Raw genomic sequence first — 25,601 nt, forward strand, 5'->3', positions numbered from 1 at the left:
CACACAATGAAAAAAGCCCTTGCCCTCGCTTTACTGATGATCGCCTTGCCAGCCTTCGCTCACCCCGGCCACGACAACAACCCGCTGCAGGACGGTTTGCTGCACCCGCTGACGGGCCTGGACCATCTGCTCATGCTGCTGGGTACCGGCGTGCTGGCCGCACTGACCCGACGCAACCTGAGCTTGCCCCTGGCCACGCTTTCGGCGATGTTCGGCGGCGCGGTGCTGGGGCATCTGTTCGGCGACCTGGTCGGTGTCGAGACCATGATCTCCATCTCACTGGTGGTGGCCGCCTGCGCCATGCTGCTGCCTAATCGCCAGGTACTGCTGGCCCTGGCCATGCCGGTGTTCGCCCTGTTCCATGGCTGGGCCCACGGCGTTGAAGCAACGCCCAGCGCGTTCTGGATGTTCAGCGCAGGCTTCGTCACCGTCAGTGCGCTGCTGCTGGTGGTCGGGTTCGGCGTGGGCTGCCTGCTGCGTCGCCACAGCAAGCTGCAGAAGCTGTTCGGTGGCGGCTTGCTGGCCGGTGCCGCGTTCGTGCTGGCCGGCTGATGAGCAGCGACCTGGCGCTGTTGCGCCTGCTGCAACTGGCAAGCCCGGGCCTGCCGGTGGGTGGCTTCACCTATTCGCAAGGCCTGGAGTGGGCCGTCGAGGCGGGCTGGGTGCGTGACACGGCCGGCTTTTGTGCCTGGCAGCGTGAGCAGTTGCACGACACCCTGGGTTGTCTTGACTGGCCATTGCTGGCGCGCCTCTACCGGGCATGCCAGGGCGATGATGCCGAGGCCTTCGCACGCTGGACCCAGTTTCTGCTGGCCAACCGCGAGACGGCTGAGCTGCGGCTGGAAGAACGCCAGCGAGGTAGCGCCCTGGCGCGGCTGCTCGATGGCTGGCAACTGGCCCAGGCGCCAGCCTGGCGTGAGAGCATCGAACTCTCCCAGCTCGGCGGCATGGCCTGGCTGGGCGCGCATTGGTCGATTCCGCTGCGCGACCTGGCCCTTGGTCATGGCTTCGCCTGGCTGGAAGGCGCCGTCATGGCCGGGGTCAAGCTGGTGCCTTTCGGCCAACAGGCGGCCCAGACCTTGCTGCGCGACTTGGGCGCCGAGCTGCCCGCCGTGCTCGACCAGGCCCTGACCCTGGAGGATGACGAACTGGGCGGCGGCCTGCCGCTGCTGGCCATTGCCTCGTCACGCCACGAAACCCAATACACCCGTTTGTTCCGTTCCTGAGGATTGCCAACATGCAAAGCTATCAGCAACCCCTGCGCGTCGGTGTCGGCGGCCCGGTCGGCTCCGGCAAGACCGCGCTGCTCGAGGCCCTGTGCAAGGCCATGCGTGACCATTACCACATCGCCGTGGTGACCAACGACATCTACACCAAGGAGGACCAGCGCATCCTCACCGAGGCCGGTGCTCTGGAGCCTGAGCGCATCGTCGGCGTCGAGACTGGCGGCTGCCCGCACACCGCAATCCGCGAGGATGCCTCGATGAACCTGGCGGCGGTCGAGGCGTTGGCGCGCAAGTTCGGCAACCTGGAGGTGATCTTCGTGGAGAGCGGTGGCGACAACCTCAGTGCCACGTTCAGCCCGGAGTTGGCCGACCTGACCATCTATGTGATCGACGTCGCCGAAGGCGAGAAGATCCCGCGCAAGGGCGGGCCGGGCATCACCAAGTCGGATTTCCTGGTGATCAACAAGACCGACCTTGCACCTTATGTCGGTGCGTCGCTGGAGGTGATGGAGCGCGACACCAACCGCATGCGTCCCGAGCGGCCCTGGACGTTCAGCAACCTGAAGAAGGGGGAGGGGTTGCAGGCGGTGATCGATTTCATCGTCGATCGCGGGATGTTGGGGGTGAGGGGGTAAGCCTTCTCTGAGCTTTACTCGGCCCTGTGGCAGCGGCGGTTTGCCGCGCCCACAGGTCCTTCGTCAGGCCGCGATCTTCGAAGGATCGGCCTGCAGCAACCAGCGGCTGCGCTGCGATTGCAGCAGCCCCTCGAGCAGCGACACACCGCGATCGCGTTGGGCGATGCGGTCCTGCTCGAACGCATCCTTGAGCAAGCTCAGCACGTTGCGCGACTGGGTCACGGCCTTGGGCGTGGTCACGTCGCTTTTCAGGTCGCCATCGACATAGGTGAGGATCCGCTCTTTCTGGCTCGCCTGTTGGGTCGCGCTGGCCTCAACCAGTTGGCCTTTGTCATAGGCCAGGCGGGTGGTGCTGCTGGCCTGGTCGTCGATCAGGTGGTAGCTGTAGTTCTGCGACTCGCGGTCGCTGCCCAGTATCAGGTTGGTCAACGGATTGAGGCCGCGGTGGAACGAGGCAGTGAGCTTGCTCTGCTGGTTCTGCTCCACCGAGCGGTCCTGCATGCCACGGCTCTTGACCGTGGTGCTCTGCGAGGCGCTGAAGGTGAAACTGTCGGTTTCGTCCTGGCGCATCGGGTTGCTTCTGCGTGTGGTTTCGCTGATCGATGCGCTGAAGTCGGCCAGGCCGCTGAGCAGGGCACGGTCCTTGTCGTTCAGGGCGGATGGGCTTTGCACCGCAGGTTGGCGATTGTCGTCGATGCTGTTGAGCTGGGTGAACGCGGTCTTGAACAGGTTCATCAGGTTCTCGTCGCCACGACCGCGGCGCTGGGCGGCGTCGAACTGGGCCAGGTAGTTGTCGATCGCCGCCTTGCGCTGCGCCGACTTGCCCAGCAGCTCGGCGTCCTGGGTGTCCAGACTCAGTTGCACCTGGCCGGAAGGGCCCTGCAGGCTGAGGCTGCGCGCCTTGTCATCGAGGCTCAGGGAGAAGGTCTGCTCGCCGCTCAGGGATTGGAACTTGCTGCTCATCTGCAAGGCGCTGAACAGCTTCGGATCGAGCTTGACCAGTGCGCCGAGCTTGAGCTGGGGTGGCACCTCGTTGAGGCCGTCGATGGTGGATTGGAAGGCGTCGGCGAGGTTGCCCAGGCCCTTGAGTTCTTCGGCGCTGAGCGAGCCGCCTTCGACTTCGGCGCTCACCGCCAGGCCCTTCTCGCCACTGGCCAGCGACAAGCGGATGGTCGCGCCGGAAGCGGTGGTCAGGCTGAAGGTGACGCCGCTGTCGGGATTCTCGCGCAGGCGCTGCTGCTGCAGCTTGAACACGCCAGGGTCGATCGGAGAGTCGTCGCTGAAGGCGAACACCGACTGCGAGATGTTCTTGCCGCCGTTCTGTGCAAGCTGCTCGATCAAGGCCGCACCAATGCCTTTGAAGCGGCCTGCGCTGCTGGACGACTGGAAGGCTGTCTGCAGTGTGGTGGCGAGCTTGTCCTGGCTGTCGTTTTCCCAGACATAGCGGACCTGGCCTGGCAGCAGCCCCTGGCGCGAGTAGGTCTCGGAATCGCTGATGGTGTTGTTCTGGCCGAGAATCACACTGGTGCTCGGGACTGCCGAGACACTGGCGATGCCGGTCGGGTTGCTGGCGCTGGTCGGATCTGGTTGCGGGGCAGTCAGGACCGGGGCCAGGCGCTGTGCTGCTGTTATCGGATTCATTAGCGTCCTGCCGAATTGAGGTGCGGGTACGTCAGTGATATCGGCAGGCCAGCACCCAACATTAGAAAATCCCGCAAACGAAACGGCCCGCCAGAAGGCGGGCCGTTCGTTACAGCAGGCGGCGATCAGCGGCGGCGGAACAGCGGCAGCGGCTCGTCGGTGGCACCCTGGTAGGTGACCGAGAAGTCCTTCAGGCTCTGCAGCGCGTCTTGCGGGTCCTTGTCGGCACGGATCGCGAAGGCGTCGAAACCACAGCGGGCCATGTAGAACAACTGGTCGCGCAGGACGTCGCCGATGGCGCGCAGTTCGCCCTTGTACTGGTAGCGGTCACGCAGCAGGCGCGCATTGGAGTAGTTGCGCCCGTCGGTGAACGCCGGGAAGTTCAGGGCGATGACCTGGAAGTGCTGGACGTCCTCGCCGATTTCCTCGGCTTCTTCGTCGCTGTCCAGCCACACGCCCAGACCACCGTCGCGGGCCTTGAGGGCATGGGCATGTTCACGCCACAGCTGCAGCGGAACGATGTAGTCGTCGCAGTTGGTCAGTTCGTCGAACGAGGTTTCCTTGGGCAGCAGGTGCCAGGTTTCGTCGACGAGCTGGTTGTTCTTAATGATTCGCTGCATAGACGCGTTCCTTGAATGGGTCGATGCCGATACGCTGGTAGGTGTCGATGAAGCGCTCGTCTTCGTTGCGCTGCTCGACGTACACGTTGATCAGCTTCTCGATCACGTCAGCCATGTCGTCCTGGGCGAAGGAGGGGCCGAGGATCTTGCCAAGGGTCGCATCGCGCGCGGCGTTGCCGCCCAACGACACCTGGTAGAACTCCTCGCCTTTCTTGTCCACGCCGAGGATGCCGATGTGGCCCACGTGGTGGTGGCCGCAGGCGTTCATGCAGCCGGAGATGTTCAGGTCGAGCTCGCCGATGTCGAACAGGTAGTCCAGGTCGTCGAAGCGGCGCTGGATGGATTCGGCGATCGGGATCGACTTGGCGTTGGCCAGGGAGCAGAAGTCGCCACCCGGGCAGCAGATGATGTCGGTCAGCAGGCCGATGTTCGGCGTGGCAAAACCACTTTCACGCAGTTCCAGCCAGAGCGCGTGCAGCTGACGCTGCTCGACGTCGGCGAGGATGATGTTCTGCTCGTGGGAGGTGCGCAGGTGGCCGAAGCTGTAGCGGTCGGCCAGGTCGGCGACGGCATCGAGCTGCTTGTCGGTCAAGTCGCCTGGGGCTACGCCGGTGGGCTTGAGCGACAGGGTGACTGCGACATAACCCGGCTTCTTGTGGGCGCGGGTGTTGCGCGAACGCCAGCGGGCGAAGCCAGGGTTTTCCTGGTCCAGGGCGCTGTAGTCGACGTTTTCCAGCGCGAGGTACTCGGGGTCGACGAAGTGACGTGCGACGCGTTGCAGCTCGGCTTCGGTCAGGGTGGTGCTGCCGCCGCGCAGGTGAGCCATCTCGGCTTCGACCTTTTCGGCGAACACTTCCGGGGTAAGGGCCTTGACCAGGATCTTGATCCGCGCCTTGTACTTGTTGTCACGGCGGCCGTAACGGTTGTACACGCGCAGGATGGCGTCCAGGTAGCTGAGCAGGTCCTGCCAGGGCAGGAACTCGTTGATGAACGCACCGATCACCGGGGTACGGCCCAGGCCGCCGCCGACCAGGACGCGGAAGCCCAGCTCGCCGGCTTCGTTGTGCACCGGCTCCAGGCCGATGTCGTGCACTTCGATGGCGGCGCGGTCGTCCTTCGAGCCGTTGACGGCGATCTTGAACTTGCGCGGCAGGTAGGCGAATTCCGGGTGGAAGGTGGTCCACTGGCGGACGATCTCGCACCAGGGGCGCGGGTCGATCAGCTCATCGGCGGCGACACCGGCGAACTGGTCGGTGGTGACGTTGCGCAGGCAGTTGCCGCTGGTCTGGATCGCGTGCATCTGCACGGTGGCGAGTTCGGCCAGGATGTCCGGGACGTCTTCCAGCGCCGGCCAGTTGTACTGCACGTTCTGGCGGGTGGAGATGTGGGCGTAGCCCTTGTCGTAGTCACGGGCGATCTTCGCCAGCATGCGGACCTGGCCGGCGTTCAGCTGGCCGTAAGGCACGGCGACACGCAGCATCGGCGCGAAACGTTGGATGTAGAGGCCGTTCTGCAGGCGCAGAGGGCGGAATTCTTCTTCGCTCAGCTCACCGGCCAGGTAGCGGCGGGTCTGATCACGGAACTGCTTGACGCGGTCCTCGATGATCCGCTGATCGTACTCGTCGTATACGTACATAAAAGTCCTGTCTCAGGCTGCATGCAGCTAATCGCGCGCACGGCCGCGCACTCCGGGTCGGAGCGGGGGAACGATAACAGGTTGTATTTATGCGCTAAAGTGATGTTTTTGCATATGAAAAGAACCAATTGGACTAAGTGAGACTGGCTGCTATTTGTCGGGTGGCTGGCCCGGCGCCGTTATACTGAGCCCCTTTGCATTGCAGGGATGTTGCGCATGTTCATCAGGGCGCTGTGCCGCAGTCTGTGCCTGGGTCTGCCATTGGTGGCGAGCGCCCAGGCGGCTTCGGTGGTGTTTCTCAACCCGGGCTTGTCCGATGAGACGTTCTGGGTCAGTTATTCGCACTTCATGCAGGCCGCCGCCGACGATCTGGGGATGGACCTGCGGGTGGAATACGGCGAGCGTCAGGCCGAGCGGCAACTCGAGCAGGCGCGGGCCGTCCTGCGGGGGGCGCACAAGCCAGACTATTTGGTGTTGGTCAACGAGCAGTACGTCGCGCCGGAGATCATGCGGCTGTCCCAGGGCAGCGGGGTCAAGCTGCTGTTGGTCAACAACGCCCTGACCGAGGGGCAGGCCGAGGAGATTCAGGCGCAGCCGGGCAAGTATGCCGCGCTGCTCGCGTCGCTGGTCGGCAATGACGAACAGGCGGGTTACCAGATGCTGCACGATCTGGTCGCCAGTTTGCCCAGGACTGGCGAACCGATCGAGCTGCTGGCGTTCTCCGGCATCAGCACCACGCCGGCTTCGCAACTGCGCGAGCAGGGCATGCGGCGGGCGTTGGCCGAGCTTGCGCAGGTACGCTTGCGCCAGGTGGTGTATGGCGGCTGGAGTCGCCAACGGGCCTTCGAACAGGCCCAACTGCTGCTGCAGCGCTATCCACGCGTGCGCCTGGTGTGGTCGGCGAACGACGAGATGGCGTTCGGTGCGATGCAGGCATTCGAGGCGGTTGGCCGGGTGCCGGGGCGCGATGTGCTGTTCAGTGCGGTCAACAGTTCGCCCGAGGCCTTGCAGGCTCGCGTGGATGGGCGACTGAGCGTGCTCATGGGCGGGCACTTCAGCCTGGGGGGTTGGGCCATGGTGATGCTGCATGACGATGCCCGGGGCCTGGCGCTGAACCGTGACGGGCAACACCTGTACCGCCTGCCGGTGCTGCAGGCCATCGATGCGGTGAAGGCCAGGCGCTGGCTCGAACTGAGCGCCCGTAAAGGCTATGGCGTCGACTTTCAGCGCTACAGCGCCGAGGGACGAGACACCGATTATCGCTACCCGTTCCTGACGTCACCCGTCGATTATTGAAAAACCCTGCTTGAGCAAAGGGCATTGCTGGGCTTAACTGCTGATGTGACGTGCATTCCCATAACCACTACAAGAGGTAATGCAATGGGAAACCCGACCAAGCTCCGCAAGCCTGACAGCAGTGTCGACGCCTGGGCGATCCTGTGCCTGATCGTGCTGGTTGTCGTGACCGCTGTGTATTGGGTCAGCCATCAGTAACGCAAATTTCAGACCGTGAACCGCAACTGAGCCGCCCGCGGGAGGGAATTCCGCGGGCGGATGCGTTTGGGCGGTGGTATCGCGTTTCAAGGGCAATCAGCGCCCCGTCAGGTGCATCGCCAATTGCACCAGCCCCACCAGCACCAGGATGAACAACAGGGTGAACATCACCCCCATCACGATGAAGTGGCTGGCCTTGCCGTGGGTGAAGTCGCGTGCGCGGTTCTTGCCGCTCTGCACACCGAAGGCGGCGGCGAGGATGCTGTGCAGCATCTGCCAGAAGGTTGGCGGCTTGCCTTGGCTGGAATCGTCCATGGTCGCTCCTGGAAAATCTGAGGCAATCAGCGAAAGTGTAGGCAAGAACGGCGCTCAGCGCCCGACCCGCTTGCCTCGCTGCAAGCCCACCTCCAGTGCCTGGCCGTCACGTTGTTTGCCCTGGCGCGCCAGGCTTTCGAGCTGGGGAATGAGCATGCCTTCGGGCAAGTGGCGCCAGAACCGCCCCGGCATGTGCAGGCGCAGGGCATCAGGATTCAACCGCGCCGGATTGAAGGTGGAGCGGTAGTAGGTACGCCACAGTTCGGCGCCGGGATCTTCGGCATGGCGTGCCCAGTCGATCCACTCACCTGGACATTGCCGACGGTAGTCGAGCTTGCTGCCGTCGAAACGAATGCCATCGGTGGGCGTTGCGATCAGCCAGCGTTGGCGCCCGAGGCGATCGGCAAAATGGCTACTGGCGCTTTCAAGGATGTCATGGGCGGGTTCGTGGTAGGCCACCAGGTCCAGTTGCAGGCGTTCGGCGACCGCTTCCGGCAGCGGCACGAAGCGCACGAAGGCGTGCAGGTGATGCGCCTCGCGGGAGACCTGCTTGATACGCCGCTGCAACTCGCTGCCCAGGCGATCACCGGCAAGCATTGCCGTGCGATCCCCATGGGCGACGCGCCAGAGCACTTCGTACAGCAGGTTCCAGCGTTGCGCGCCGCGATAGCGCGCCGCCTGCTCGAGTTGTGCGAGCAAGGCCGCCGGTACTCGCGGGCGGAATGGGCCGGGCCCTTCTGGCAACGGCGTGGCAATGGCGAGCAGGTCGTCCATCGGGCCCTGGCTCCAGGTCACGTCGGCCGGGTCGATGCCATGGCCGAGCAGTACCCGCGCTTGCTTGCGCCAGGTGTCGAACAGGTCGTCGCAATCCAGCGCGATCATGCCCAAAGCCCCATCTGCACCGGCGCCTGCGGCTCGCGCAGGCGTTGGCGCAACAGGCCGCTGCGCAGTTCGGCCTGGGCCGGGCGGTAATCACTGGTGACGATGAACGGACGGGCTTTTTCCAGCACGCAACGCAACTGGATCAGGTCGTCGTAGCGAATGCGCCGCTCGCGGCGCAGTGTCACCAGGCGCTGCACGCTGCGCAGGCCGATACCGGGGATGCGGGCGAGCAGGGCGGGTTCGGCGCGATTCAGGTCCAGCGGAAAGACCTCGCGGTTTGCCAGGGCCCAGGCCAGCTTGGGGTCGATGTCCAGCGCCAGGTTGCCGGCCTGGCCGAGCAGCTCGCCAGCCTTGTAGCCGTAGCCGCGCATCAGGAAGTCGGCCTGGTACAGGCGATGTTCGCGCAACAGCGGCGGGGCGGCCAGCGGCACGCTGTTGGGGCTGTCCGGGATGGGGCTGAAGGCGGAGTAGTACACACGCTTGAGGCCATAGCCCTGGTACAGCGATTCGGCGTTGCGCAGCAGGGTGCGGTCGTCGGTGGCGTCGGCGCCGACGATCACCTGGGTGCTCTGCCCGGCCGGGGTGAAGCGTGGCGCCCTGGGTTCGTTGGCCACGGCCTGCTGGCCCTGGTGAATCACGCCCATGGCCTGGCGGATGGTGTGCGCCTGTTTCTCCGGGGCCAGGCGCTTGAGGCTGGCCTCGGTGGGCAGTTCGACGTTGACGCTCAGGCGGTCGGCCAGGCGCCCGGCTTCCTCGATCAGCAGTGGATCGGCATCGGGGATGGTCTTGAGGTGGATGTAGCCACGAAAGCCATGCTCTTCACGCAACAGCCGCGCCACTCGATTCAACTGCTCCATGGTGTAGTCGGCCGAGCGGATGATGCCCGAACTCAGGAACAGCCCGCTGATGCAGTTGCGCCGGTAGAAGTCGAGGGTCAGGCGTACCACTTCCTCGGGGCTGAAGCGTGCGCGAGGCACGTTGCTGGAGCGGCGATTGACGCAGTACTGGCAGTCGTACAGGCAGAAGTTGGTGAGCAACACCTTGAGCAGCGATACGCAGCGCCCATCGGGGGTGTAACTGTGGCAGATGCCCATGCCATCGGTGGCGCCAAGCCCGTCACGCCCCCGCGAGCTGCGCTTGGGCGCGCCGCTGCTGGCGCAGGAAGCATCGTATTTGGCGGCGTCGGCGAGGATGCCGAGCTTGGCGATGAGTTGCATGGGGATGTCTCGTGATACTGGTTTTTCATACAGTATTTGCAGAGCGGTCGACTTGCAAGAGGCTTCTTGAAGTCGCCTGACGGCCTGCCAGCGGATCCGCCTCCAGAACCTGAATGCGCGTGCGGCTAACCTGAGTGAATCACTCAGCTAAGCTTGCCTGAGCTTTTGGACACCAAAGGCACGGGTGCGCGGACCAGGGGCAAGGCACATTCACGGACAGGATCGGGGCCAGCGGTGCCTCGACGGAGGGAGCATGAACAGAGGAATCGCATTCAAACCGGCCCTGGCGGGCCTGGCCCTGGCCTTTGCCCTGACGGGTGTACAGGCTGCCGAGGGCAAGCGGGTTGACGTATTGCTGGTGGGCGGTGGGATCATGAGCTCCACGCTTGCTGTCTGGCTCAACGAGCTCGAGCCCGGATGGTCGATGGAGATGATCGAGCGGCTGGACAAGGTCGCCGAGGAAAGCTCCAACGGTTGGAACAACGCCGGTACCGGGCATTCGGCGCTGGCCGAGCTGAACTACACCCCTGAAAAGGACGGCAAGATCGACATCAGCAAGGCGGTGGAGATCAACGAGTCGTTCCAGGTCACCCGGCAGTTTCTCGCCTGGCAGGTCAAGCAGGGCGTGCTGAAGAATCCACGCTCGTTCATCAACGCCACCCCGCACATGAGCTTTGTCTGGGGCGATGACAATATTCGCTTCCTGCGCAAGCGCTATGAGGCACTGCAGGCCAGCCCGCTGTTCAAGCCCATGCAGTATTCGGAAGACAACGCGCAGATCGCCAAGTGGGTGCCGTTGATGATGGAGGGGCGCGATCCGAACCAGAAGCTTGCAGTGACCTGGACGCCGATCGGCACCGACGTCAATTTCGGCGAGATCACCCGCCAGTACGTGGCGTACCTGCAGACCCGCCCCAACTTCGACCTCAAGCTTTCCAGCGAAGTGCAGGACATCACCCGCAATGACGACGGCTCTTGGCATGTGGAGTACAAGAACCTCAAGGATGGCAGCACGTCGGCCACCGATGCCAAGTTTCTGTTCATCGGCGCCGGTGGCGCGGCGCTGCCGCTGTTGCAGAAGTCGGGCATCCCCGAGGCGAAGGAGTACGCAGGCTTCCCGGTTGGGGGATCGTTCCTGGTGACCGAAAACGCCGCCATTGCCGATCGCCACATGGCCAAGGCCTACGGCATCGCCTCGACGGGGGCGCCGCCGATGTCGGTGCCGCATCTGGATACCCGGGTGCTCGATGGCAAGCGGGTGATCCTGTTCGGGCCGTTTGCAACCTTCTCGACCAAGTTTCTCAAGGAGGGCTCGCTGCTCGACCTGTTCGGCAGCATGACCCTGCACAACAGTTGGCCGATGGTGCGTGTCGGGGTCCGCGAGTTCGACCTGGTGCAGTACCTGATCGGCCAGGTCATGCAGTCGGACGACGACCGCTTCGCTGCGCTGCAGACCTACTTCCCCCATGCGAAGAAAGAGGACTGGCGCCTGTGGCAGGCTGGGCAGCGCGTACAGATCATCAAGAAAGACCCTGAGCAGGGCGGGGTGCTCAAGCTTGGCACCGAGGTCGTGACCTCTGCCGACGGCAGCATTGCCGGGCTGCTAGGGGCTTCGCCGGGCGCCTCGACCGCGCCGCCGATCATGCTCGACCTGCTGCGCAAGGTGTTCAAGGACAAGGTCGCATCGGCACCGTGGCAGGAGAAGCTGCACCAGATCATCCCCAGCTACGGGCTCAAGTTGAACGAGCATCCAGACAAGGTGCAGCAGGAGTGGGACTACACCAATGAAGTGCTGCAACTGCAGCCTTTGACTTCGCCAGCGGGCTGAGCCCGGCGGGCTGGCGGCCCTGGTGCAGGGCCGCCAGAGGCGTGCCGCCATGCCCCAGGCCGCTTTGCTGTTCGCTTGCTAAGATGCGTCCAATCTCGAGCACTGGACATCCTCGATGAGCGACCGCACTCCGATCATTCCCGCCTCCCAGCAAAAACTTGCCGAGCGCGCCGGTTATCTGCCGGCCTTGAAGGTCGGTAACACGTTGTATCTGGCCGGCCAGGTGGGGCGTACGGCTGATCTGCAGGTCATCGCCGACCCGCGGCAGCAGTTTCATGCGGCGTGGGAAAATCTGAGGGAAGTGCTGGCGGCTGCCGGGTGCGATTTCGCGGATGTGGTGGAACTGACCACCTATCATGTCGGCTTGCGCGAGCACATGGCAGTGTTTCGTGCGGTGAAGGACGAGCTGTTCCCACGGGGAACCTGCCCCTGGACCTGTATCGGTGTCAGCGACCTGGCCCATGACGGGCTGCTGGTGGAGATCAAGTGCGTGGCGGTGGTGCGCCAGGGGTGATGCAGGAGGGGAGATGTAGCGCTTGTACCGGCCTCATCGCGGGACAAGCCCGCTCCTACAGGTTTCGGCGCGGTTCTCAGAACCGGAGCTGTAGCTGTGGGAGCGGGCTTGCCCCGCGATGAGGCCGTTTCGGTTACTGCTTAGGCTTCAGCGTCCCATGGACGATCGCCTTTTTCATCCTTGACGCGGGTTGGCAGGCCCATCACGTCCAGCGCCTTGAGGAACGGCTCGGCGGGCAGTTCCTCGACGTTGACCATGCGCCCGGCATCCCACTCGCCACGGGCGACCAGCAGGGCTGCGGCCACTGGCGGCACGCCAGCGGTGTAGGAGATGCCCTGGCTGTCGGTCTCGGCGTAGGCCTCTTCGTGGTCGGCGACGTTGTAGATGAACACTTCGCGCGGCTGGCCGTCCTTGGTGCCCTTGACCAGATCGCCAATGCAGGTCTTGCCGGTGTAGCCCGGTGCCAGGGAAGCTGGATCGGGCAGTACGGCCTTGACCACTTTCAGCGGCACCACTTCAAGGCCTTCGGCGGTCTTGACCGGTTGCTCGGAGAGCAGGCCGAGGTTCTTCAGCACAGTGAACACGTTGATGTAGTGTTCGCCGAAGCTCATCCAGAAGCGCACATTGGGTACGTTCAGGTTCTTCGAGATCGAGTGCACCTCGTCGTGACCGGTCAGGTAGAGGTTCTGCGAACCCACCACCGGCAGGTCGTCGGTGCGCTTGACCTCGAACATGGTGTTGCTGGTCCACTGGCTGTTCTGCCAGCTCCAGACTTGTCCGGTGAACTCGCGGAAGTTGATTTCCGGGTCGAAGTTGGTGGCGAAGTACTTGCCGTGGGAACCGGCATTGACGTCGAGAATGTCGATCGAATCAATGCGGTCGAAATACTGCTGCTGCGCGAGCTTCGCGTAGCTGTTGACCACACCCGGGTCGAAGCCGACACCGAGAATGGCGGTAATGTTCTTCTGCTGGCACTCCTCGAGATGCTTCCACTCGTAGTTGCCATACCAGGGCGGGGTTTCGCAGATCTTGCCCGGTTCTTCGTGAATCGCGGTATCCAGATAGGCGACACCGGTATCGATGCAGGCACGCAGCACCGACATGTTGAGGAAGGCGGAACCGACATTGATCACGATCTGCGATTCGGTTTCGCGGATCAGTGCCTTGGTCGCCTCGACATCGAGGGCGTTGAGCGAGAAGGCCTGGATGTCGGCGGGCACCTTGAGGCTACCCTTGGCCTTGACGCTGTCGATGATGGCCTGGCATTTGGAGATGTTCCGTGACGCAATCGCAATACGACCGAGTTCGTCGTTATGCTGTGCGCACTTGTGGGCCACCACCTTGGCGACACCTCCTGCACCAATGATAAGAACGTTCTTCTTCAATTTATCCCTTGCTCCTTACTGAAAGCCGGTCTTACGACAGGCTGGAAACGTAGTCTTCGAAACCGAACTCGCGCTTGACCTCGACGCTGCCGTCGAGCTGCTTGACGACGATGGCCGGCATCTTCAGACCGTTGAACCAGTTCTTCTTGACCATGGTGTAACCCGCCGCGTCGATGAACGACAGGCGATCGCCGATGGCCAGCGGACGATCGAATTGGTACTCGCCGAAGATGTCGCCGGCCAGGCACGACTTGCCGCAGACCATGTAGGTGTGCTCACCGTCGTTGGGGGCCATCTTGGCGTTGAGGCGGTAGATCAGCAGGTCGAGCATGTGCGCTTCGATGGAGCTGTCGACCACGGCCAGGTGCTTGCCGTTGTAGAGGGTGTCGAGCACGGTGACTTCCAGCGAGGCGCTGTTGGTGATCGCCGCTTCACCGGGCTCCAGGTAGACCTGCACGCCGTACTTCTGCGAGAACTCTTTCAGGCGTGCGCAGAAAGCGTCGAGTGCATAGCCTTCGCCGGTGAAGTGGATGCCGCCGCCGAGGCTGACCCACTGGACCTTGTGCAGCAGGTGGCCGAAGCGCTCCTCGATGTGCGAGAGCATCTTGTCGAACAGGCTGAAGTCGCCGTTCTCGCAGTTGTTGTGGAACATGAAGCCGGAGATCTGCTCGATCACCGCTTCGATCTTCTCAGGGTCCCATTCGCCCAGCCGGCTGAACGGACGCGCCGGATCGGCCAACAGGTAGTCGGAGCTGCTCACCTGCGGGTTGACGCGCAGGCCGCGGGTCTTGTCTTTGGACTGCTCGGCGAAACGCTCAAGCTGGCCGATGGAGTTGAAGATGATCTTGTCGCAGTTCTCCAGCATTTCCTCGACCTCGTCGTCGGCCCAGGCCACGCTGTAGGCGTGGGTTTCGCCGGCGAACTTCTGGCGGCCGAGCTTGAGCTCGTACAGCGAGGAGGAGGTGGTGCCGTCCATGTACTGCTCCATCAGGTCGAATACCGACCAGGTGGCGAAGCACTTGAGGGCGAGCAGGGCCTTGGCGCCGGATTGTTCGCGCACGTAGGCGATCTTCTCCAGGTTGCCCAGCAGCTTGGTTTTGTCGATGAGGTAGTACGGCGTCTTGATCATTTCAAAGGCCCCCGGCCAGGCCGGCCAAAAAAAGGACACGCATTGTGCCTTCACTTGCCGCATATCGAAAGAGCGCGAGGCGCATTTCGTCCGAGCTCGCAGGCTGCGTGGCGTGTGAGGGGAGTAGAGCAGGGGAATGTGACTGTCTTAATCGTTGTGGTGGGGCGGATGGCCCATACAGGTACGGCGCTGTACCAGGACTGCCCGGCGATAGGGCCATCTGCCTCGCTACATCAGTGCGGCAACCGCGCAACCACCTTGATCTCGAAATCGAACCCATACAGCCAGGTCACTCCGATCGCCGTCACGGTCGGGTACGGCGCCGGCCCCCAGAATTCCGCCCGCACCAAATCCCAGATGGCCTGGAACTTGTCTTGTGGGTCGACGATGAACAGGGTGACGTCCTGCACGTCATCGAAGCTGCAACCGGCGGCGGCGAGGATCGCATTCAGGTTGGCGAAGGCCCGGCGCACCTGGTTCTCAAGGCCCGGCTCGGGTGAGCCGTCGTCACGGCTGCCAACCTGCCCGGAGACGAACAGCAAGCCGTTGCTGCGCACGGCCGGGGAGTAGTGGTTGATGTCGTACAGGGCATGGCGGCCAGCGGGGAATACAACGTCGCGTTGCTTCATGGTGTTTGTCCATCAGTGAGGTGATGAGGCGACTGTACGGGCCCAGACCTGTTCGATAAACGCGCCAGTCTGGTTATCATTGTTTGTTGATTCCAAACAATCGAGGCGCAGATGGACCGGTTCGATGCAATGCGTGCCTTTGCCCGGGTGGTGGAGGCGGGCAGCTTCACCAAAGCTGCCGAGACGCTGCACATGAGTCGCACCAGTGTGACCCAGCTGGTGCAGCAGTTGGAAACGCGCTTGCGCGTGCGCCTGCTCAACCGCACCACACGCAAAGTGAGCGTGACCCGCGATGGCGAGCAGTTCTATCAGCGGGTGTTGCGCCTGTTGGCCGAGCTCGAGGATGCCGAGAGCAGCCTCAGCGGCGCTGCCGGTTTGCCGCGTGGCAAGCTGCGGGTCGATGTACCGAGCCCGCTGGCAAGCCTGGTGTTGGTGCCGGCGCTGCCGGACTTCCATGCCCGCTACCCGGACATCCAGATCGACATGGGCGTCAGCGATCGCATCGTCGACATCATTGGCGAGCACGTCGATTGCGTGGTACGTGGTGGCGAGTTGCTTGACCAATCGTTGATGGCGCGCAAGGTTGCCGACCTGCAGTTGGGGGTGTATGCGGCGCCGGCTTACCTCGAACGCCTGGGCACACCCGCCCACCCTTCCGAACTGGAGGATTCTGACCACCGCACGGTGGGTTTTCTCTGGGCGCGCACCGGCAGACCGCTGCCCTATGCCCTCGTTCGCGGAACCGAGCGGCTGCAGGTCAGGGGCACCCAGGTCTTGGCGGTGGACGACGGCAACGCCTACCTGGCAGCCGGGGTAGCGGGGCTTGGGGTGTTGTGGCTGCCGGACTACATGGCCCGTGCGCCACTGGCCAGTGGCGCGCTGGTGCGGGTGCTCGAAGATTGGCAGTTGGAGTCGATGCCGTTGTATGTCGCTTATCCGCCGAATCGGCATGTGGGCGCGCGGTTGCGGGTGTTCATCGACTGGGTGGTGGAGGTGATGGGCGCTGATCAGGGCCGTCTCCCCAACTCTGGGCTATAACCTTCAAAGGTACCCCATCGCGGAGTCGCCATGGACCTTGCCCCGTTCCGACAGCCATGACCTTGCCAGCACCGAGCGGGCGCACAAGCCGTTCGACCTGCTGCGCTGGTATGCCTAGGTCAGCCTGGCCATCATTTTCTCGGTGGCAATGGGGCTGGGGCTGATTTCCAGCCGTTTCGTCATCGACGAGAGTGTCGAGCGCGATGCGCTGCTGACCGCGCAATTCATCACCGCGATTGCCGATGCCGAAGTGCGCCATGTGGCCATCCCCAACGTACGTACCATGGGCGAGCTGCTCGATCCGCGCCTGGACGAGGCCATGCCCGAGGTCGATCCCGAGGCCCGGCGCAAGGCGCGCGGGGAGTTTCTCGACCATATCGCCCATCTGCCGGACATGCTCCTGGCCAACAACGTTGTTTCTCGACGAAATCGGCGAGATGGACCTGGTGCTGCAGGCCAAGCTGCTCAAGCTGCTGGAGAATCGCAGCATTCGCCGCATCGGTGCGGTCAAGGAGCGCAAGGTCGATCTGCGGGTGATCAGCGCGACCAACTGCAACCTGGAGCAGATGGTCCAGCAGGGCAAGTTTCGCCGCGACCTGTTCTTTCGCCTGCGGATCATTGCGTTGAAGGTGCCGCGTCTTTATGCCCGGGGGCAGGACATCCTGATTCTGGCCCGGCACTTCCTGGCGCACCACGGTCGGCGTTATGGCAAGCCGAACCTGCGCTTCTCAGCCGAAGCCGAAGCCCTGATGTTGGGTTATAGCTGGCCAGGGAACGTGCGCGAACTACGCAACATGCTGGAGCAGACCGTGTTGCTGGCACCAACAGAGCTGATTGGCGCGCATCAGTTGAACCTGTGCCTGACCCTGGTCGACGAGCCCGTCGTACCGGCCGCACAACCTGTCTACGAACCCCAGCGTCCCGAGCCCGAGATCGGCGGTAGCTTGCCGGACATGGAGCGAGACATGGTTTGCCGCACCCTGGACCGCACCGACTGGAACGTCACCAAGTCGGCGCGTTTGCTCGGGCTGTCGCGCGACATGCTGCGCTACAAGATCGAGAAGCTGGGGTTGAGCAGGCCTGACAAGCGGCAGTGGTAGGCGTCAGGGCTTGCCGCTGCCGCCCTGGCTACCATTACCTTCCGAGCCGCTGCCATCCATGCCGGGCAGATCGCGGTTGTCGTTCTGCCGTGCTGGCGGGCTTTCCGGGTCGTTGCCCTGAATGCGCGGATCGGTATCGCGCGGCATGGGTTTCTCGACCGGATTGAGGGTGCTGTCTACACCAGGTTGCGGTGCAGGGTTGTGCGGATCGTCCGGGTAGGTGGTGCCGGTGCCAACCGCCATGGCCAGTGGTGAACAGAGCAGGGCGGCGAGCAGGCAGGTACGGGTCAGGGATCGCTTCATGGGGCAAACTCCTTTGCGCAGGACAGGGGCATCTTCCTCTTGGGCCCCGTCCTGCTCAGCAAGGTGCCATTACCCCGACCGACGGTCACACCACCATCGACAACAGCATGATGAAGATGATGCCGACCACGGACAGGATGGTCTCCATCATGCTCCAAGTCTTGAAGGTCTCGGCCACGGTCATGTTGAAGTACTGCTTGACCAGCCAGAACCCGGCATCGTTGACGTGGGACAGAATCAGCGAACCAGCGCCGGTGGCCAGTACCAGCAACTCACGGTTGACTCCCGGCACCAGCTCGATCACCGGCGCGACGATACCGGCGCCGGTGATGGTCGCCACGGTGGCCGAACCTGTGGCGATACGGATCACCGCCGCCACCAGCCAGGCCAGCATGATCGGTGAAATCTCGGCTTGCACGGCCATCTGCCCGATCACGTTGCCGACGCCGGTGTCCACCAGCATCTGCTTGAAGCCGCCACCTGCACCGACGATCAGCACGATTGCCGCGGTGGGCGCCAGGCTCTGGTCGAGCATCTTCATGATCTGCTGGCGGCTGAAGCCGCGGGCCGAGCCGAAGGTGTAAAACGCCAGCAGCAAGGCGGCGAGCAACGCGCTGATGGGGTGGCCGATCAGGTCCATCCACTGGCGCACGATATGGTCGGTGGGCAGCACCACATCGGCGAAGGTCTTGAGCAGCATGAGCGCCACCGGCAACAGCACGGTGACCAAGGTGATGGTGAAGCTTGGCAGGTTTCTCTGGTCGGACTCGCGGGCGATCTGGTCCATCAGCTCCTGGGACGGGTTGCCGGGGATATAGCGGGAGATGAAATTACCGAACAGCGGCCCGGCGATGACTGCCGTGGGCAGCGCCACCAGCAGGCCGTAGAAGATGGTCTTGCCGATGTCGGCATGGAAGATGCCGATCGCCAGCAATGGCCCTGGGTGCGGCGGCACCAGGCCATGCACCACCGAGAGCCCTGCCAGCAGCGGGATGCCGATCTTCACCAGCGACACCCCGGAGCGGCGGGCGACGATGAATACCAGCGGGATCAACAGCACGAAGCCGATCTCGAAGAACAGTGGGATGCCCACCAGAAACGCGGCGAACATCATCGCCCAATGCACTTTTTGCTTGCCGAAGGCTCGGATCAGCGTTTGTGCGATCTGGTCGGCGCCGCCGGAGTCGGCCATCAGCTTGCCGAGCATGGTCCCCAGCGCGAGGACGATGCCGACAAAGCCAAGCACGCCGCCGAAGCCGTCCTGGAACGACTTCATGACCTTGGCCACCGGCATGCCGGAGGTCAGGCCAAGGAAGCCTGCGGCGAGGGTCAGGGCGACGAAGGGATGAACCTTGAAATGGGTGATCAGCAGGATGAGCCCGACGATGGTAACCAGCGCGTCGAGCAGCAGGTAGGTATCAGTAGCCAGTCCGAACATGGGGTCTATGCCTCGGTCTTGTCGTTGTTGTAATGGCGGAGCTTGAGTGAACTTTTGACGCTCGCAGGCGTCGAGACAGCGCTGTCTTTGGTGAGCCGGGAAACCGCCGGGTCAGGCAGTTCGCGCCAGAGGCCGGTCACCGCAGGGCTTTAGCCAGTCATGCACGGATTCGGCGAGTGCCCCGATCGGGCGCGTGGCGTCCAGCGCCAGCGTGAGCGGTTCGCCAAACGGTGCTTCAAGGGTCGCAAACTGACTGGCGATCAGGCTGGCGGGCATGAAATGGCCGGGGCGGGCGAGCACCCGTTTCTCGGCCTCCTCAGGGCTCAATTCGAGAAAGACGAAGCCCAGGCCTGGCACGGCCTGGCGCAGGGTGTCGCGGTAGCGGCGCTTGAGCGCCGAGCAGGTGAGAATCGGGCGTTCGCCAGCCAGGAGAATGGCCTGCAGCTCTTCGCCCAGGCGTACCAGCCAACCGGCACGGTCGTTGTCGTCGAGGGGGATGCCGGCGCTCATCTTCTCGATGTTTTCGGCAGGGTGGAAGGCGTCGCCCTCGATCAGGCGTCCGCCGCTACGCGTAGCAATGGCCTGGCCGACGCAGCTTTTGCCGCAGCCTGCCACGCCCATGACCACGATGGCGCGAGGGGAAAGGTTCATCGATACCTCCTGCGGGGTAAGACAGCGCTGTCTCACGCTCGACGAGCAGTGGTGCAGGCGCCACCCTCCCGGGTGTTATTGATCTTGTGATACGCAGTATGGACGCTGCGGCAATTATTACGTTGCCTGCGTCCTGAGACAGCGCTACCTTAGTGACCGTTCCCACTTCTTGCAAGTAGTAAAATTACAACATTCATGACCCGCACCGGCTCCCGCACCACAGGTCGTCCCACTCTGGCCGAAGTCGCCAGACTTTCAGGGGTTTCTCCCATTACCGCTTCGCGCGCGCTGCGCGGCGTCAGCACGGTTGCACCGGAGCTGGTGGAAAAGGTCATTGCCGCCGCCGCGAGCCTGGGCTACGTGGCCAATCCGGCCGCCCGGGCCCTGGCGTCGGCGCGCAGCCAGTCGGTGGTGGTACTGATTCCGTCCCTGTCCAACCAACTGTTCATCGATACCCTGGAGGCGATTCACGAGGTGATGCGTCCACGCGGGCTGGAAGTGCTGATCGGCAACTATCACTACGACAGCGCCGAGGAAGAGAACCTGATCCGCAACTACCTCGCCTATCAGCCCTGCGGCATCCTGCTGACCGGGTTCGAGCGCAGCGACGCTTCGCGACAGATGCTCGCCGCCAGCGGTGTGCCCTGTGTGCACATGATGGAGCTTGGCGGGGAGCCGGGCGCGTTGTCGGTGGGGTTCTCCCAGCAGCAGGCTGGGCGCGCCGCGGCTCGCCACCTCATCGAACGCGGGCGCAGGCGCCTGGGCTTCATCGCTGCGCAGCTCGACCCACGGGTGATGCAGCGCGCCGAGGGGTTTCGCCAGGCGCTGCTGGAAGCGGGCTTGCAGGCACCGGAGCTGGAGATGCTGGACCCACAACCCTCATCGATCGGCCTTGGGGGCGAGCTGTTCAGTCGTTTGCTGGCCAAGGCACCGGACGTCGATGGCCTGTTCTTCTGCAACGACGACCTGGCTCAGGGCGCAGTGCTCCAGGCGCTGCGCCAAGGTGTCGAGGTGCCGCGGCAGGTGGCGATGGTCGGCTTCAATGATCTGCCGGCCTCGGCGCACATGGTGCCGCGCCTGACGTCGATCCGTACGCCAAGGGCCGCCGTGGGGCGCAGTGCCGCGCAGGCGCTGTTGAGCCTGCTCGATGGCAAGCGGGTCGCGCAGCAGCAGCAGGACATGGGCTTCGAACTGGTAGTGCGGGAAAGTACCTGACCGGGTGTGGGGGCGGTCGAAGCCCTCTGCGAAACCGTCTAATCACAAGGTGATATCAGATCGCTTGCACGGCAGCGGGGCCCATCTATGCTCAGGAAACCCCTGCGCATACAAGGAGGCCCGGCGCATGTTCGAGTACCATCGCAAGTCCGATCTGATCGAGATTCAGCGGTGCCGCCAGGCACTGGCGGGCATGGAAGCCAAATTAGCCGCGATCAGTCGCTCCATGGCGATGATCGAGTTCGCCCCGGATGGCAGTATCCTCGACGCCAACGACAACTTCTGCGCAACGATGGGCTACAGCGCCGAAGAGATCCGCGGCAAGCACCACCGTCTGTTCTGCGACCAGACCTATGCCAAGAGCGCCGAGTACCAGCAGCTATGGCATGAGTTGGGGCAGGGCAAGGCGATCAGCGGTACGTTCGAGCGTATCGACAAGGCGGGGCGCGAGGTGTGGCTGGAGGCGAGCTACATGCCGGTGCTCGATGATCAACAGCAGGTTACCAGCGTGATCAAGGTCGCGGCCGACATCACCCGCAGGGTCAACGAAGAGCACGAGAGCGAAAGCCTGCTCAAGGCCATCGGTCGCTCGATGGCGGTGATCGAATTCACTCCCGAAGGGCGGGTGATCACGGCCAACCAGAATTTCCTCGACACCATGGGCTATCGCCTGGAGGAAGTCACGGGGCGTCATCATGGATTGTTCTGCCTGCCCCAAGAGCGCGAATCAGCCCAGTACCGGGAGTTCTGGGCATCGCTCAACCGGGGCGAATATCACTCCCACCGCTTCGAACGGGTCAACAAGCAAGGCCAGACGGTGTACCTGGAGGCCTCCTACAACCCGATCTTCGATGGCAAGGGCCGCCTGTACAAGGTGGTCAAGTTCGCCAGCGACATCACCAACCAGGTCAGCACCCAGCAGAGCGCTGCCGATGCGGCTCACGCAAGCTCCGTGCAGACCGACGCCTGCGCGCGCAAGGGGACCCAGGTGGTGCAGCAGACGGTGCAGGTGATCGAGCAGATTTCCGAGGAGCTCAACGATGCGGCACGCAGCATCGATGCCGTAAGCAAACAGTCGGAGCTGATTGGGAAGATCGTCCTGACCATTCGCGGGATTGCCGACCAGACCAACCTGCTGGCACTCAATGCCGCCATCGAGGCCGCCCGGGCCGGTGAGCACGGGCGTGGTTTCGCGGTTGTGGCTGACGAGGTGCGCAGCCTGGCGGCGCGCACCAGCAAAGCGACGCTGGAGATCGTCGAGGTGGTGCGACAGAACCACGATCTGTCACTGACGGCGGTGGCCAGCATGCAGTCGAGCCTGTCGCGCACGGGGTTGGGCGTGGAGCTGGCCAACGAGGCCGGCACCGTGATCATGGAGATCCAGCAAGGCTCACGTCATGTGGTCGATGCAATCAGTCAGATCAGTTCGACGCTGCAATTGCATTGAGTCCCTCGCGTAGCTGATGCTCCAGGCCCTGGAGGTTTGCCTCCAGGCGCTCGAGCAATGCATCGCTGGGCGCTTCATCGGCCAGTGCTTGTTCCAGTGTTTCGCAATCGCGAACCACCCCCCTGACCTTGAGCATGCGCGCACCCCCTTTGATCCGGTGCACCAGCGTTTTCACCTGTTCCGATGTGCGGTCTGGCCCCAGTTCTCGCAGGGCCTGCAGATCTTGCGCGGTACTCTGGGCGAGTTGTTCGAGCAGACGCCGGGTCAGGTCCACGTCGTCCTGGGTGAGATGGCGCAGCTGAGCGATGTCGAAACCACTGGCAGGTGGTGTGTCTTCGGTGAGCGGTGCCTCGGTGGTCGACGGCTGGGGCAAATGGGCTTTGAGGGTGCGCAGGTCGATCGGTTTGAACAGGCATTCGTCCATGCCATCGGCCAGGCACTGTGCCTTGGCTTCGGCCTGGGCGTTGGCCGTGACGCCGAGGATTTGGCAGGGTTGCGCGCCGCGCTCGCGTTCCAGTGCGCGGATGCGCCGGGTCAGTTCGTGGCCATCCATGACGGGCATGCTGCAGTCGGTGATCACCAGGTCGAACGTTTCTGCCTGCCAGAGCGCCAGGGCCATCTCGCCATTTTCAGCCAGACGCACTTTGTGCCCGAGGGTGCAGAGTTGCTTTTCGAGGAGCATGAGGTTGGCGGGGTAGTCATCTACGACCAGAACCCGCAAAGGACCGGCCAGGTTGGTGTCGCCAGGTTCAGGCGTGGTCTGCGCGACCAGAGGCTCGGCGCTCGGCAGCGACAGGCTTATATCGACTCGGGTGCCGATACCCTGCAGGCTCTGCAGTTGCAGGACGCCGCCCATGAGCTGGCACAGCGTACGGCTGATGATCAGCCCCAGCCCGGCACCATGGCGCGCGCGCTGGCCGTCGAGTTGGGCGAAGGCCTGAAACAGCCTGGCCTGATCGGCTTCGCTGATGCCGATGCCGCTGTCCTGCACCTGCAGTTCCACCTGCAGGACACCTTTGGTTTGCGGCTGCGCGCTCAGACTGACTTCGACCTGGCCTTGCTCGGTGAACTTGATCGCATTGCTGAGCAGGTTGGACACCACCTGGCGCAGTCTTACCGGATCGACCGCGGCCCAGACCGGCGTCTCCGGGAGCCTGGTTTGCAATATCAGCCCCTTGAGCCTGGCATTGGCTTCGAACGCGCGCAGGGTCGAACGGACCAACTCGACCAGGTCGGTGGCTACCGGCTGCAAGACCATGTGTCCGGACTCGATGCGCGAGATGTCGAGAATGTCGCCGATCAGGTCGAGCAGTCCGAGCGCGGCATCGTGTGCAGTCTGCAAACCCTGTGGGTCGCTGCGGCCTTTACGGTTGTCTTCGAGTGCCAGCTCCAGCAGCCCGATCACCGCGTTCATGGGGGTGCGAATCTCATGGCTCATGATTGCCAGGAAGCTGCTCTTGGCCTGGCTGGCACGCTCAGCATCCTCTTTGGCCACGCGCAGTTGTTCGAGCAGGCTGCGGCTGAGTGTGAGCTGCGCTTGCAGCGCTCGTTGTGCTTCGCTGCGTTGGTGGATCAGCTTGCGTAGATAGCCGTTCCAGAACACCACACCGGCCAGCAGCAGCGTCGAAAGCACCAGTACCTGCAATACCAGCGAGCGGTAGTTGCCCCATAGGCTATCGCTGACGACGGTGCTGGTGCGCCAACGGTTGACCAATTGGTCCAGTTCTTCCGGCGGGATACTCAGCAGTGCCTTGTCCATGATCGACTGCAGTTGTGGCAGGTCAGGCGCTACCGCAAAGGCCATGGCTGTATGACTGTCGTCCTGCAAGCCGGCGATGCGCAACTTGTCCTTGAACACATGGGTCAGGTAGTAGGATGCGCTGATGTTGCTGCTTAGTGCGATATCGGCATTGCCTTTGGCAACCGACTCCATCATTGCCAACACGTTGCTGGCCTCGACCACCCGAGCCTCTGGATAACGCTGGCGCAGCGCGACATGCTGGGAACCATCACGTACGAGCGCGATGCGCTGCCCTTGAAGAGGGGTAGACGAAGTGCTGCCGCGGCGCACGACCTGCACGTTCGGGCTGACCAGGTAGGGGCGGGTGAAACGTAGGCGCGATGCACGTGGCGTGCTGTAGTCCAGAGCTCCGATCATCTGTGCATCGCCCCGTGCCACCTCATCGACCATGGCAGCTACGGAGTCGCGTTCGACGATGTCGAAACGCAGGCCGGTGCGCAACGTGATCTGTTTGAGAACGTCCAGCGTGACGCCGCTGGGTTGCTGCTGGGAGTCGTTGAAAGTCAGCGGTGCAAGGCTGGGATTGATCAGCACCCGTATCCTCGGAGCGCTGGCCAACCAGCGCTGTTCTTCACCGGTGAGCGTGGAAGGGCGCCGTTCAAGGAGCAGGCTGGTGTTGCCGCTGGACCAGCGCCGCAGGATGTTCAGGCGCTCGCTGTCGGTGATCCTTTGCAACGCCTGGTCGACCAGATTCAGCAGCCTGACGTTGTGTTGGCCCAGTGCGAAAGCGAAGGCACCTGCAGGCGTCTGGACGAAATGGTCGATGCGCACCAGGCCTTGATAAGCCCGTCCAATGGCGAAGTCCGAGCTGATGGCATCGCCGATGTAAGCATCGGCATCGCCCAGCGCCACGGCGCTGAGGCCTGCCTGGGTCGAGCTGTAGAGGGTCAGATGCGCCTCGGGGTACAGGGCTTGGACAGTCGTCGTCGGCAGGTAGTGGTCGACCATCGCCAGGCGCAGGCCGGTCAGATCCTCACTGTGTAGTTGGGGACGGTCCTGACGCGTGACGATTACCGGAAGGTCGTCGGCATAAGCTTGGCTCAGGGACAACTGAGCATCGGCCGCTTCGAAACCGTTGGAGCTGCCAAGCAGGTCGATCTCCCCCTTGTGCAGGGCTTCGATGGCCGCCGTGCGGCTGGCGAAACGGCGTACTTCGACCGGAATGCCCAATTGCTCGCCGATCAGGCCTGCATAATCCGCGCTCAATCCCTCGTAGTCGTGCGGGCTGACATTGATTTCGAAGGGCGGATAGTCAGGGCGCGAGCTGCCCAGGATCAGCACCTTGCGCTCGCGCAGCCATTGGCGGTCGCTGTCGCTCAGCGGCAGCGCGGCACTGGCGCTGATCGAGCGGGCCAACAACTGTCGTGGTTCGTTTTCGCCAGCTGCGGCGCCCGATACCAGCAGGACGGCCGCTGCCAGTAGCAGGCCGCCAAGGGTGTGCTTCATGAGCGCGAGGC

At 63.4% G+C, this 25,601-nt stretch carries 21 protein-coding genes and 4 pseudogenes; 12 read left to right on the top strand and 13 right to left on the bottom strand.

From position 1 onward, the window contains the following. Positions 1-6: 6 nt before the first annotated feature. From ACK3BK_RS11475 to ureG, 3 genes are read left to right on the top strand one after another with little or no spacing between them, the layout of a single operon-like run. Positions 7-552 (top strand): HupE/UreJ family protein, encoded by a 546-nt coding sequence (locus ACK3BK_RS11475; RefSeq protein ID WP_063545045.1) that lies wholly within the window; start codon positions 7-9, stop codon positions 550-552. Then, the gene (locus tag ACK3BK_RS11480; RefSeq protein ID WP_186665079.1) at positions 552-1,226 is read left to right on the top strand and encodes an urease accessory protein UreF; all 675 of its coding nucleotides are present in this window, start codon (positions 552-554) and stop codon (positions 1,224-1,226) included. The genes ACK3BK_RS11475 and ACK3BK_RS11480 overlap by 1 nt, the downstream gene beginning before the upstream one ends. A gap of 11 nt (positions 1,227-1,237) precedes the next feature. Further along, positions 1,238-1,861 (top strand): urease accessory protein UreG, encoded by a 624-nt coding sequence (ureG, locus tag ACK3BK_RS11485; RefSeq protein WP_186665077.1) that lies wholly within the window; start codon positions 1,238-1,240, stop codon positions 1,859-1,861. A gap of 63 nt (positions 1,862-1,924) precedes the next feature. On the opposite strand, the gene ACK3BK_RS11490 is transcribed toward ureG, so the two are convergent. The 3 genes from ACK3BK_RS11490 to ACK3BK_RS11500 all read right to left on the bottom strand — a co-directional run bounded on the left by ACK3BK_RS11490 (position 1,925) and on the right by ACK3BK_RS11500 (position 5,758). Then, positions 1,925-3,502: a hypothetical protein gene (locus ACK3BK_RS11490; RefSeq protein ID WP_411384333.1), complete on the bottom strand. Its 1,578-nt coding sequence runs from the start codon at positions 3,500-3,502 to the stop codon at positions 1,925-1,927. A 125-nt stretch (positions 3,503-3,627) separates the two neighbouring features. Beyond that, on the bottom strand, positions 3,628-4,122 hold the full coding sequence (locus tag ACK3BK_RS11495) for a DUF934 domain-containing protein (protein ID WP_411384334.1): 495 nt from the start codon (positions 4,120-4,122) through the stop codon (positions 3,628-3,630). Then, positions 4,106-5,758: a nitrite/sulfite reductase gene (locus ACK3BK_RS11500; protein WP_186709650.1), complete on the bottom strand. Its 1,653-nt coding sequence runs from the start codon at positions 5,756-5,758 to the stop codon at positions 4,106-4,108. The genes ACK3BK_RS11495 and ACK3BK_RS11500 overlap by 17 nt, the downstream gene beginning before the upstream one ends. A gap of 216 nt (positions 5,759-5,974) precedes the next feature. On the opposite strand from ACK3BK_RS11500, the gene ACK3BK_RS11505 reads away from it, so the two are divergent. After that, the gene (locus tag ACK3BK_RS11505; protein ID WP_186709651.1) at positions 5,975-7,054 is read left to right on the top strand and encodes an ABC transporter substrate-binding protein; all 1,080 of its coding nucleotides are present in this window, start codon (positions 5,975-5,977) and stop codon (positions 7,052-7,054) included. Positions 7,055-7,348: 294 nt separating this feature from the next. Here ACK3BK_RS11505 and ACK3BK_RS11510 read toward each other — a convergent pair whose 3' ends face one another. The 3 genes from ACK3BK_RS11510 to ACK3BK_RS11520 are packed head-to-tail and all read right to left on the bottom strand — an operon-like array spanning position 7,349 to position 9,666. After that, entirely contained in the window at positions 7,349-7,567 is a 219-nt protein-coding gene (locus tag ACK3BK_RS11510; RefSeq protein WP_186665067.1) for a DUF2970 domain-containing protein, read from the bottom strand. Between the two features lie 54 nt (positions 7,568-7,621). Further along, positions 7,622-8,455 carry a TIGR03915 family putative DNA repair protein gene (locus tag ACK3BK_RS11515; protein WP_288376748.1) on the bottom strand — a complete coding sequence of 278 codons (834 nt, stop codon included), beginning with the start codon at positions 8,453-8,455 and terminating at the stop codon, positions 7,622-7,624. After that, entirely contained in the window at positions 8,446-9,666 is a 1,221-nt protein-coding gene (locus tag ACK3BK_RS11520; protein ID WP_186665064.1) for a putative DNA modification/repair radical SAM protein, read from the bottom strand. The genes ACK3BK_RS11515 and ACK3BK_RS11520 overlap by 10 nt, the downstream gene beginning before the upstream one ends. Positions 9,667-9,919: 253 nt before the next feature. Here ACK3BK_RS11520 and mqo point away from each other — a divergent pair, with 253 nt between their 5' ends. Together mqo and ACK3BK_RS11530 are read left to right on the top strand one after the other, a co-directional pair. Further along, a complete protein-coding gene (mqo, locus tag ACK3BK_RS11525; RefSeq protein WP_411384335.1) occupies positions 9,920-11,494 on the top strand; it encodes a malate dehydrogenase (quinone) in 1,575 nt (524 codons plus the stop codon). A 115-nt stretch (positions 11,495-11,609) separates the two neighbouring features. Further along, positions 11,610-12,008 carry a RidA family protein gene (locus ACK3BK_RS11530; RefSeq protein ID WP_411384336.1) on the top strand — a complete coding sequence of 133 codons (399 nt, stop codon included), beginning with the start codon at positions 11,610-11,612 and terminating at the stop codon, positions 12,006-12,008. 140 nt (positions 12,009-12,148) lie between these two features. Here ACK3BK_RS11530 and ACK3BK_RS11535 read toward each other — a convergent pair whose 3' ends face one another. The 3 genes from ACK3BK_RS11535 to ACK3BK_RS11545 all read right to left on the bottom strand — a co-directional run bounded on the left by ACK3BK_RS11535 (position 12,149) and on the right by ACK3BK_RS11545 (position 15,151). After that, positions 12,149-13,393 (bottom strand): saccharopine dehydrogenase family protein, encoded by a 1,245-nt coding sequence (locus tag ACK3BK_RS11535; protein WP_028691662.1) that lies wholly within the window; start codon positions 13,391-13,393, stop codon positions 12,149-12,151. Between the two features lie 31 nt (positions 13,394-13,424). Further along, positions 13,425-14,522: a carboxynorspermidine decarboxylase gene (gene nspC / locus ACK3BK_RS11540; protein WP_186665060.1), complete on the bottom strand. Its 1,098-nt coding sequence runs from the start codon at positions 14,520-14,522 to the stop codon at positions 13,425-13,427. Positions 14,523-14,755: 233 nt separating this feature from the next. Beyond that, positions 14,756-15,151: a RidA family protein gene (locus ACK3BK_RS11545; RefSeq protein ID WP_411384337.1), complete on the bottom strand. Its 396-nt coding sequence runs from the start codon at positions 15,149-15,151 to the stop codon at positions 14,756-14,758. Positions 15,152-15,262: 111 nt separating this feature from the next. Between ACK3BK_RS11545 and ACK3BK_RS11550 the strand changes: the two genes are divergently transcribed. The 3 genes and pseudogenes from ACK3BK_RS11550 to ACK3BK_RS11560 all read left to right on the top strand — a co-directional run. After that, the gene (locus tag ACK3BK_RS11550; RefSeq protein WP_411384338.1) at positions 15,263-16,189 is read left to right on the top strand and encodes a LysR substrate-binding domain-containing protein; all 927 of its coding nucleotides are present in this window, start codon (positions 15,263-15,265) and stop codon (positions 16,187-16,189) included. Positions 16,190-16,226: 37 nt separating this feature from the next. Beyond that, a pseudogene (locus tag ACK3BK_RS11555) lies at positions 16,227-16,598 on the top strand (two-component sensor histidine kinase); the annotation flags it as partial. Between the two features lies 1 nt (position 16,599). Beyond that, positions 16,600-17,289: pseudogene (locus tag ACK3BK_RS11560) on the top strand (sigma 54-interacting transcriptional regulator); the annotation flags it as partial. A 3-nt stretch (positions 17,290-17,292) separates the two neighbouring features. Here the strand turns inward: ACK3BK_RS11560 and ACK3BK_RS11565 are convergent. From ACK3BK_RS11565 to ACK3BK_RS11575, 3 genes are all read right to left on the bottom strand, one after another. Next, a complete protein-coding gene (locus tag ACK3BK_RS11565) occupies positions 17,293-17,592 on the bottom strand; it encodes a hypothetical protein (protein ID WP_112898371.1) in 300 nt (99 codons plus the stop codon). 85 nt (positions 17,593-17,677) lie between these two features. Then, positions 17,678-19,030 carry a GntP family permease gene (locus ACK3BK_RS11570; protein WP_186665050.1) on the bottom strand — a complete coding sequence of 451 codons (1,353 nt, stop codon included), beginning with the start codon at positions 19,028-19,030 and terminating at the stop codon, positions 17,678-17,680. A 111-nt stretch (positions 19,031-19,141) separates the two neighbouring features. Then, complete coding sequence (locus tag ACK3BK_RS11575) at positions 19,142-19,681, bottom strand: gluconokinase (protein ID WP_411384339.1); 540 nt, start codon at positions 19,679-19,681, stop codon at positions 19,142-19,144. A gap of 195 nt (positions 19,682-19,876) precedes the next feature. On the opposite strand from ACK3BK_RS11575, the gene ACK3BK_RS11580 reads away from it, so the two are divergent. The 3 genes and pseudogenes from ACK3BK_RS11580 to ACK3BK_RS11590 all read left to right on the top strand — a co-directional run. Beyond that, a complete protein-coding gene (locus tag ACK3BK_RS11580; protein ID WP_411384340.1) occupies positions 19,877-20,896 on the top strand; it encodes a LacI family DNA-binding transcriptional regulator in 1,020 nt (339 codons plus the stop codon). A 232-nt stretch (positions 20,897-21,128) separates the two neighbouring features. Then, positions 21,129-21,758, top strand: a pseudogene (locus ACK3BK_RS11585) (PAS domain-containing protein); the annotation flags it as partial. Between the two features lie 150 nt (positions 21,759-21,908). Next, positions 21,909-22,343: pseudogene (locus ACK3BK_RS11590) on the top strand (methyl-accepting chemotaxis protein); the annotation flags it as partial. On the opposite strand, the gene ACK3BK_RS11595 reads toward ACK3BK_RS11590, so the two are convergent. Then, positions 22,318-25,590: a transporter substrate-binding domain-containing protein gene (locus ACK3BK_RS11595; RefSeq protein ID WP_411384341.1), complete on the bottom strand. Its 3,273-nt coding sequence runs from the start codon at positions 25,588-25,590 to the stop codon at positions 22,318-22,320. The pseudogene ACK3BK_RS11590 and the gene ACK3BK_RS11595 overlap by 26 nt on opposite strands. Positions 25,591-25,601 lie beyond the last annotated feature (11 nt).

Source organism: Pseudomonas sp. L7 (assembly GCF_046605565.1).
GTDB classification, from domain to species: domain Bacteria; phylum Pseudomonadota; class Gammaproteobacteria; order Pseudomonadales; family Pseudomonadaceae; genus Aquipseudomonas; species Aquipseudomonas wayambapalatensis.

What these genes read in the sequence shown, in the direction of transcription:
- ACK3BK_RS11475 (WP_063545045.1), top strand. Translation starts at nt 7, where the DNA reads ATGAAAAAAGCCCTTGCCCTCGCTTTACTGATGATCGCCTTGCCAGCC.
- ACK3BK_RS11480 (WP_186665079.1), top strand. Translation starts at nt 552, where the DNA reads ATGAGCAGCGACCTGGCGCTGTTGCGCCTGCTGCAACTGGCAAGCCCG.
- ureG (WP_186665077.1), top strand. Translation starts at nt 1,238, where the DNA reads ATGCAAAGCTATCAGCAACCCCTGCGCGTCGGTGTCGGCGGCCCGGTC.
- ACK3BK_RS11490 (WP_411384333.1), bottom strand. Translation starts at nt 3,502, where the DNA reads ATGAATCCGATAACAGCAGCACAGCGCCTGGCCCCGGTCCTGACTGCC.
- ACK3BK_RS11495 (WP_411384334.1), bottom strand. Translation starts at nt 4,122, where the DNA reads ATGCAGCGAATCATTAAGAACAACCAGCTCGTCGACGAAACCTGGCAC.
- ACK3BK_RS11500 (WP_186709650.1), bottom strand. Translation starts at nt 5,758, where the DNA reads ATGTACGTATACGACGAGTACGATCAGCGGATCATCGAGGACCGCGTC.
- ACK3BK_RS11505 (WP_186709651.1), top strand. Translation starts at nt 5,975, where the DNA reads ATGTTCATCAGGGCGCTGTGCCGCAGTCTGTGCCTGGGTCTGCCATTG.
- ACK3BK_RS11510 (WP_186665067.1), bottom strand. Translation starts at nt 7,567, where the DNA reads ATGGACGATTCCAGCCAAGGCAAGCCGCCAACCTTCTGGCAGATGCTG.
- ACK3BK_RS11520 (WP_186665064.1), bottom strand. Translation starts at nt 9,666, where the DNA reads ATGCAACTCATCGCCAAGCTCGGCATCCTCGCCGACGCCGCCAAATAC.
- mqo (WP_411384335.1), top strand. Translation starts at nt 9,920, where the DNA reads ATGAACAGAGGAATCGCATTCAAACCGGCCCTGGCGGGCCTGGCCCTG.
- ACK3BK_RS11530 (WP_411384336.1), top strand. Translation starts at nt 11,610, where the DNA reads ATGAGCGACCGCACTCCGATCATTCCCGCCTCCCAGCAAAAACTTGCC.
- nspC (WP_186665060.1), bottom strand. Translation starts at nt 14,522, where the DNA reads ATGATCAAGACGCCGTACTACCTCATCGACAAAACCAAGCTGCTGGGC.
- ACK3BK_RS11545 (WP_411384337.1), bottom strand. Translation starts at nt 15,151, where the DNA reads ATGAAGCAACGCGACGTTGTATTCCCCGCTGGCCGCCATGCCCTGTAC.
- ACK3BK_RS11550 (WP_411384338.1), top strand. Translation starts at nt 15,263, where the DNA reads ATGGACCGGTTCGATGCAATGCGTGCCTTTGCCCGGGTGGTGGAGGCG.
- ACK3BK_RS11565 (WP_112898371.1), bottom strand. Translation starts at nt 17,592, where the DNA reads ATGAAGCGATCCCTGACCCGTACCTGCCTGCTCGCCGCCCTGCTCTGT.
- ACK3BK_RS11570 (WP_186665050.1), bottom strand. Translation starts at nt 19,030, where the DNA reads ATGTTCGGACTGGCTACTGATACCTACCTGCTGCTCGACGCGCTGGTT.
- ACK3BK_RS11575 (WP_411384339.1), bottom strand. Translation starts at nt 19,681, where the DNA reads ATGAACCTTTCCCCTCGCGCCATCGTGGTCATGGGCGTGGCAGGCTGC.
- ACK3BK_RS11580 (WP_411384340.1), top strand. Translation starts at nt 19,877, where the DNA reads ATGACCCGCACCGGCTCCCGCACCACAGGTCGTCCCACTCTGGCCGAA.
- ACK3BK_RS11595 (WP_411384341.1), bottom strand. Translation starts at nt 25,590, where the DNA reads ATGAAGCACACCCTTGGCGGCCTGCTACTGGCAGCGGCCGTCCTGCTG.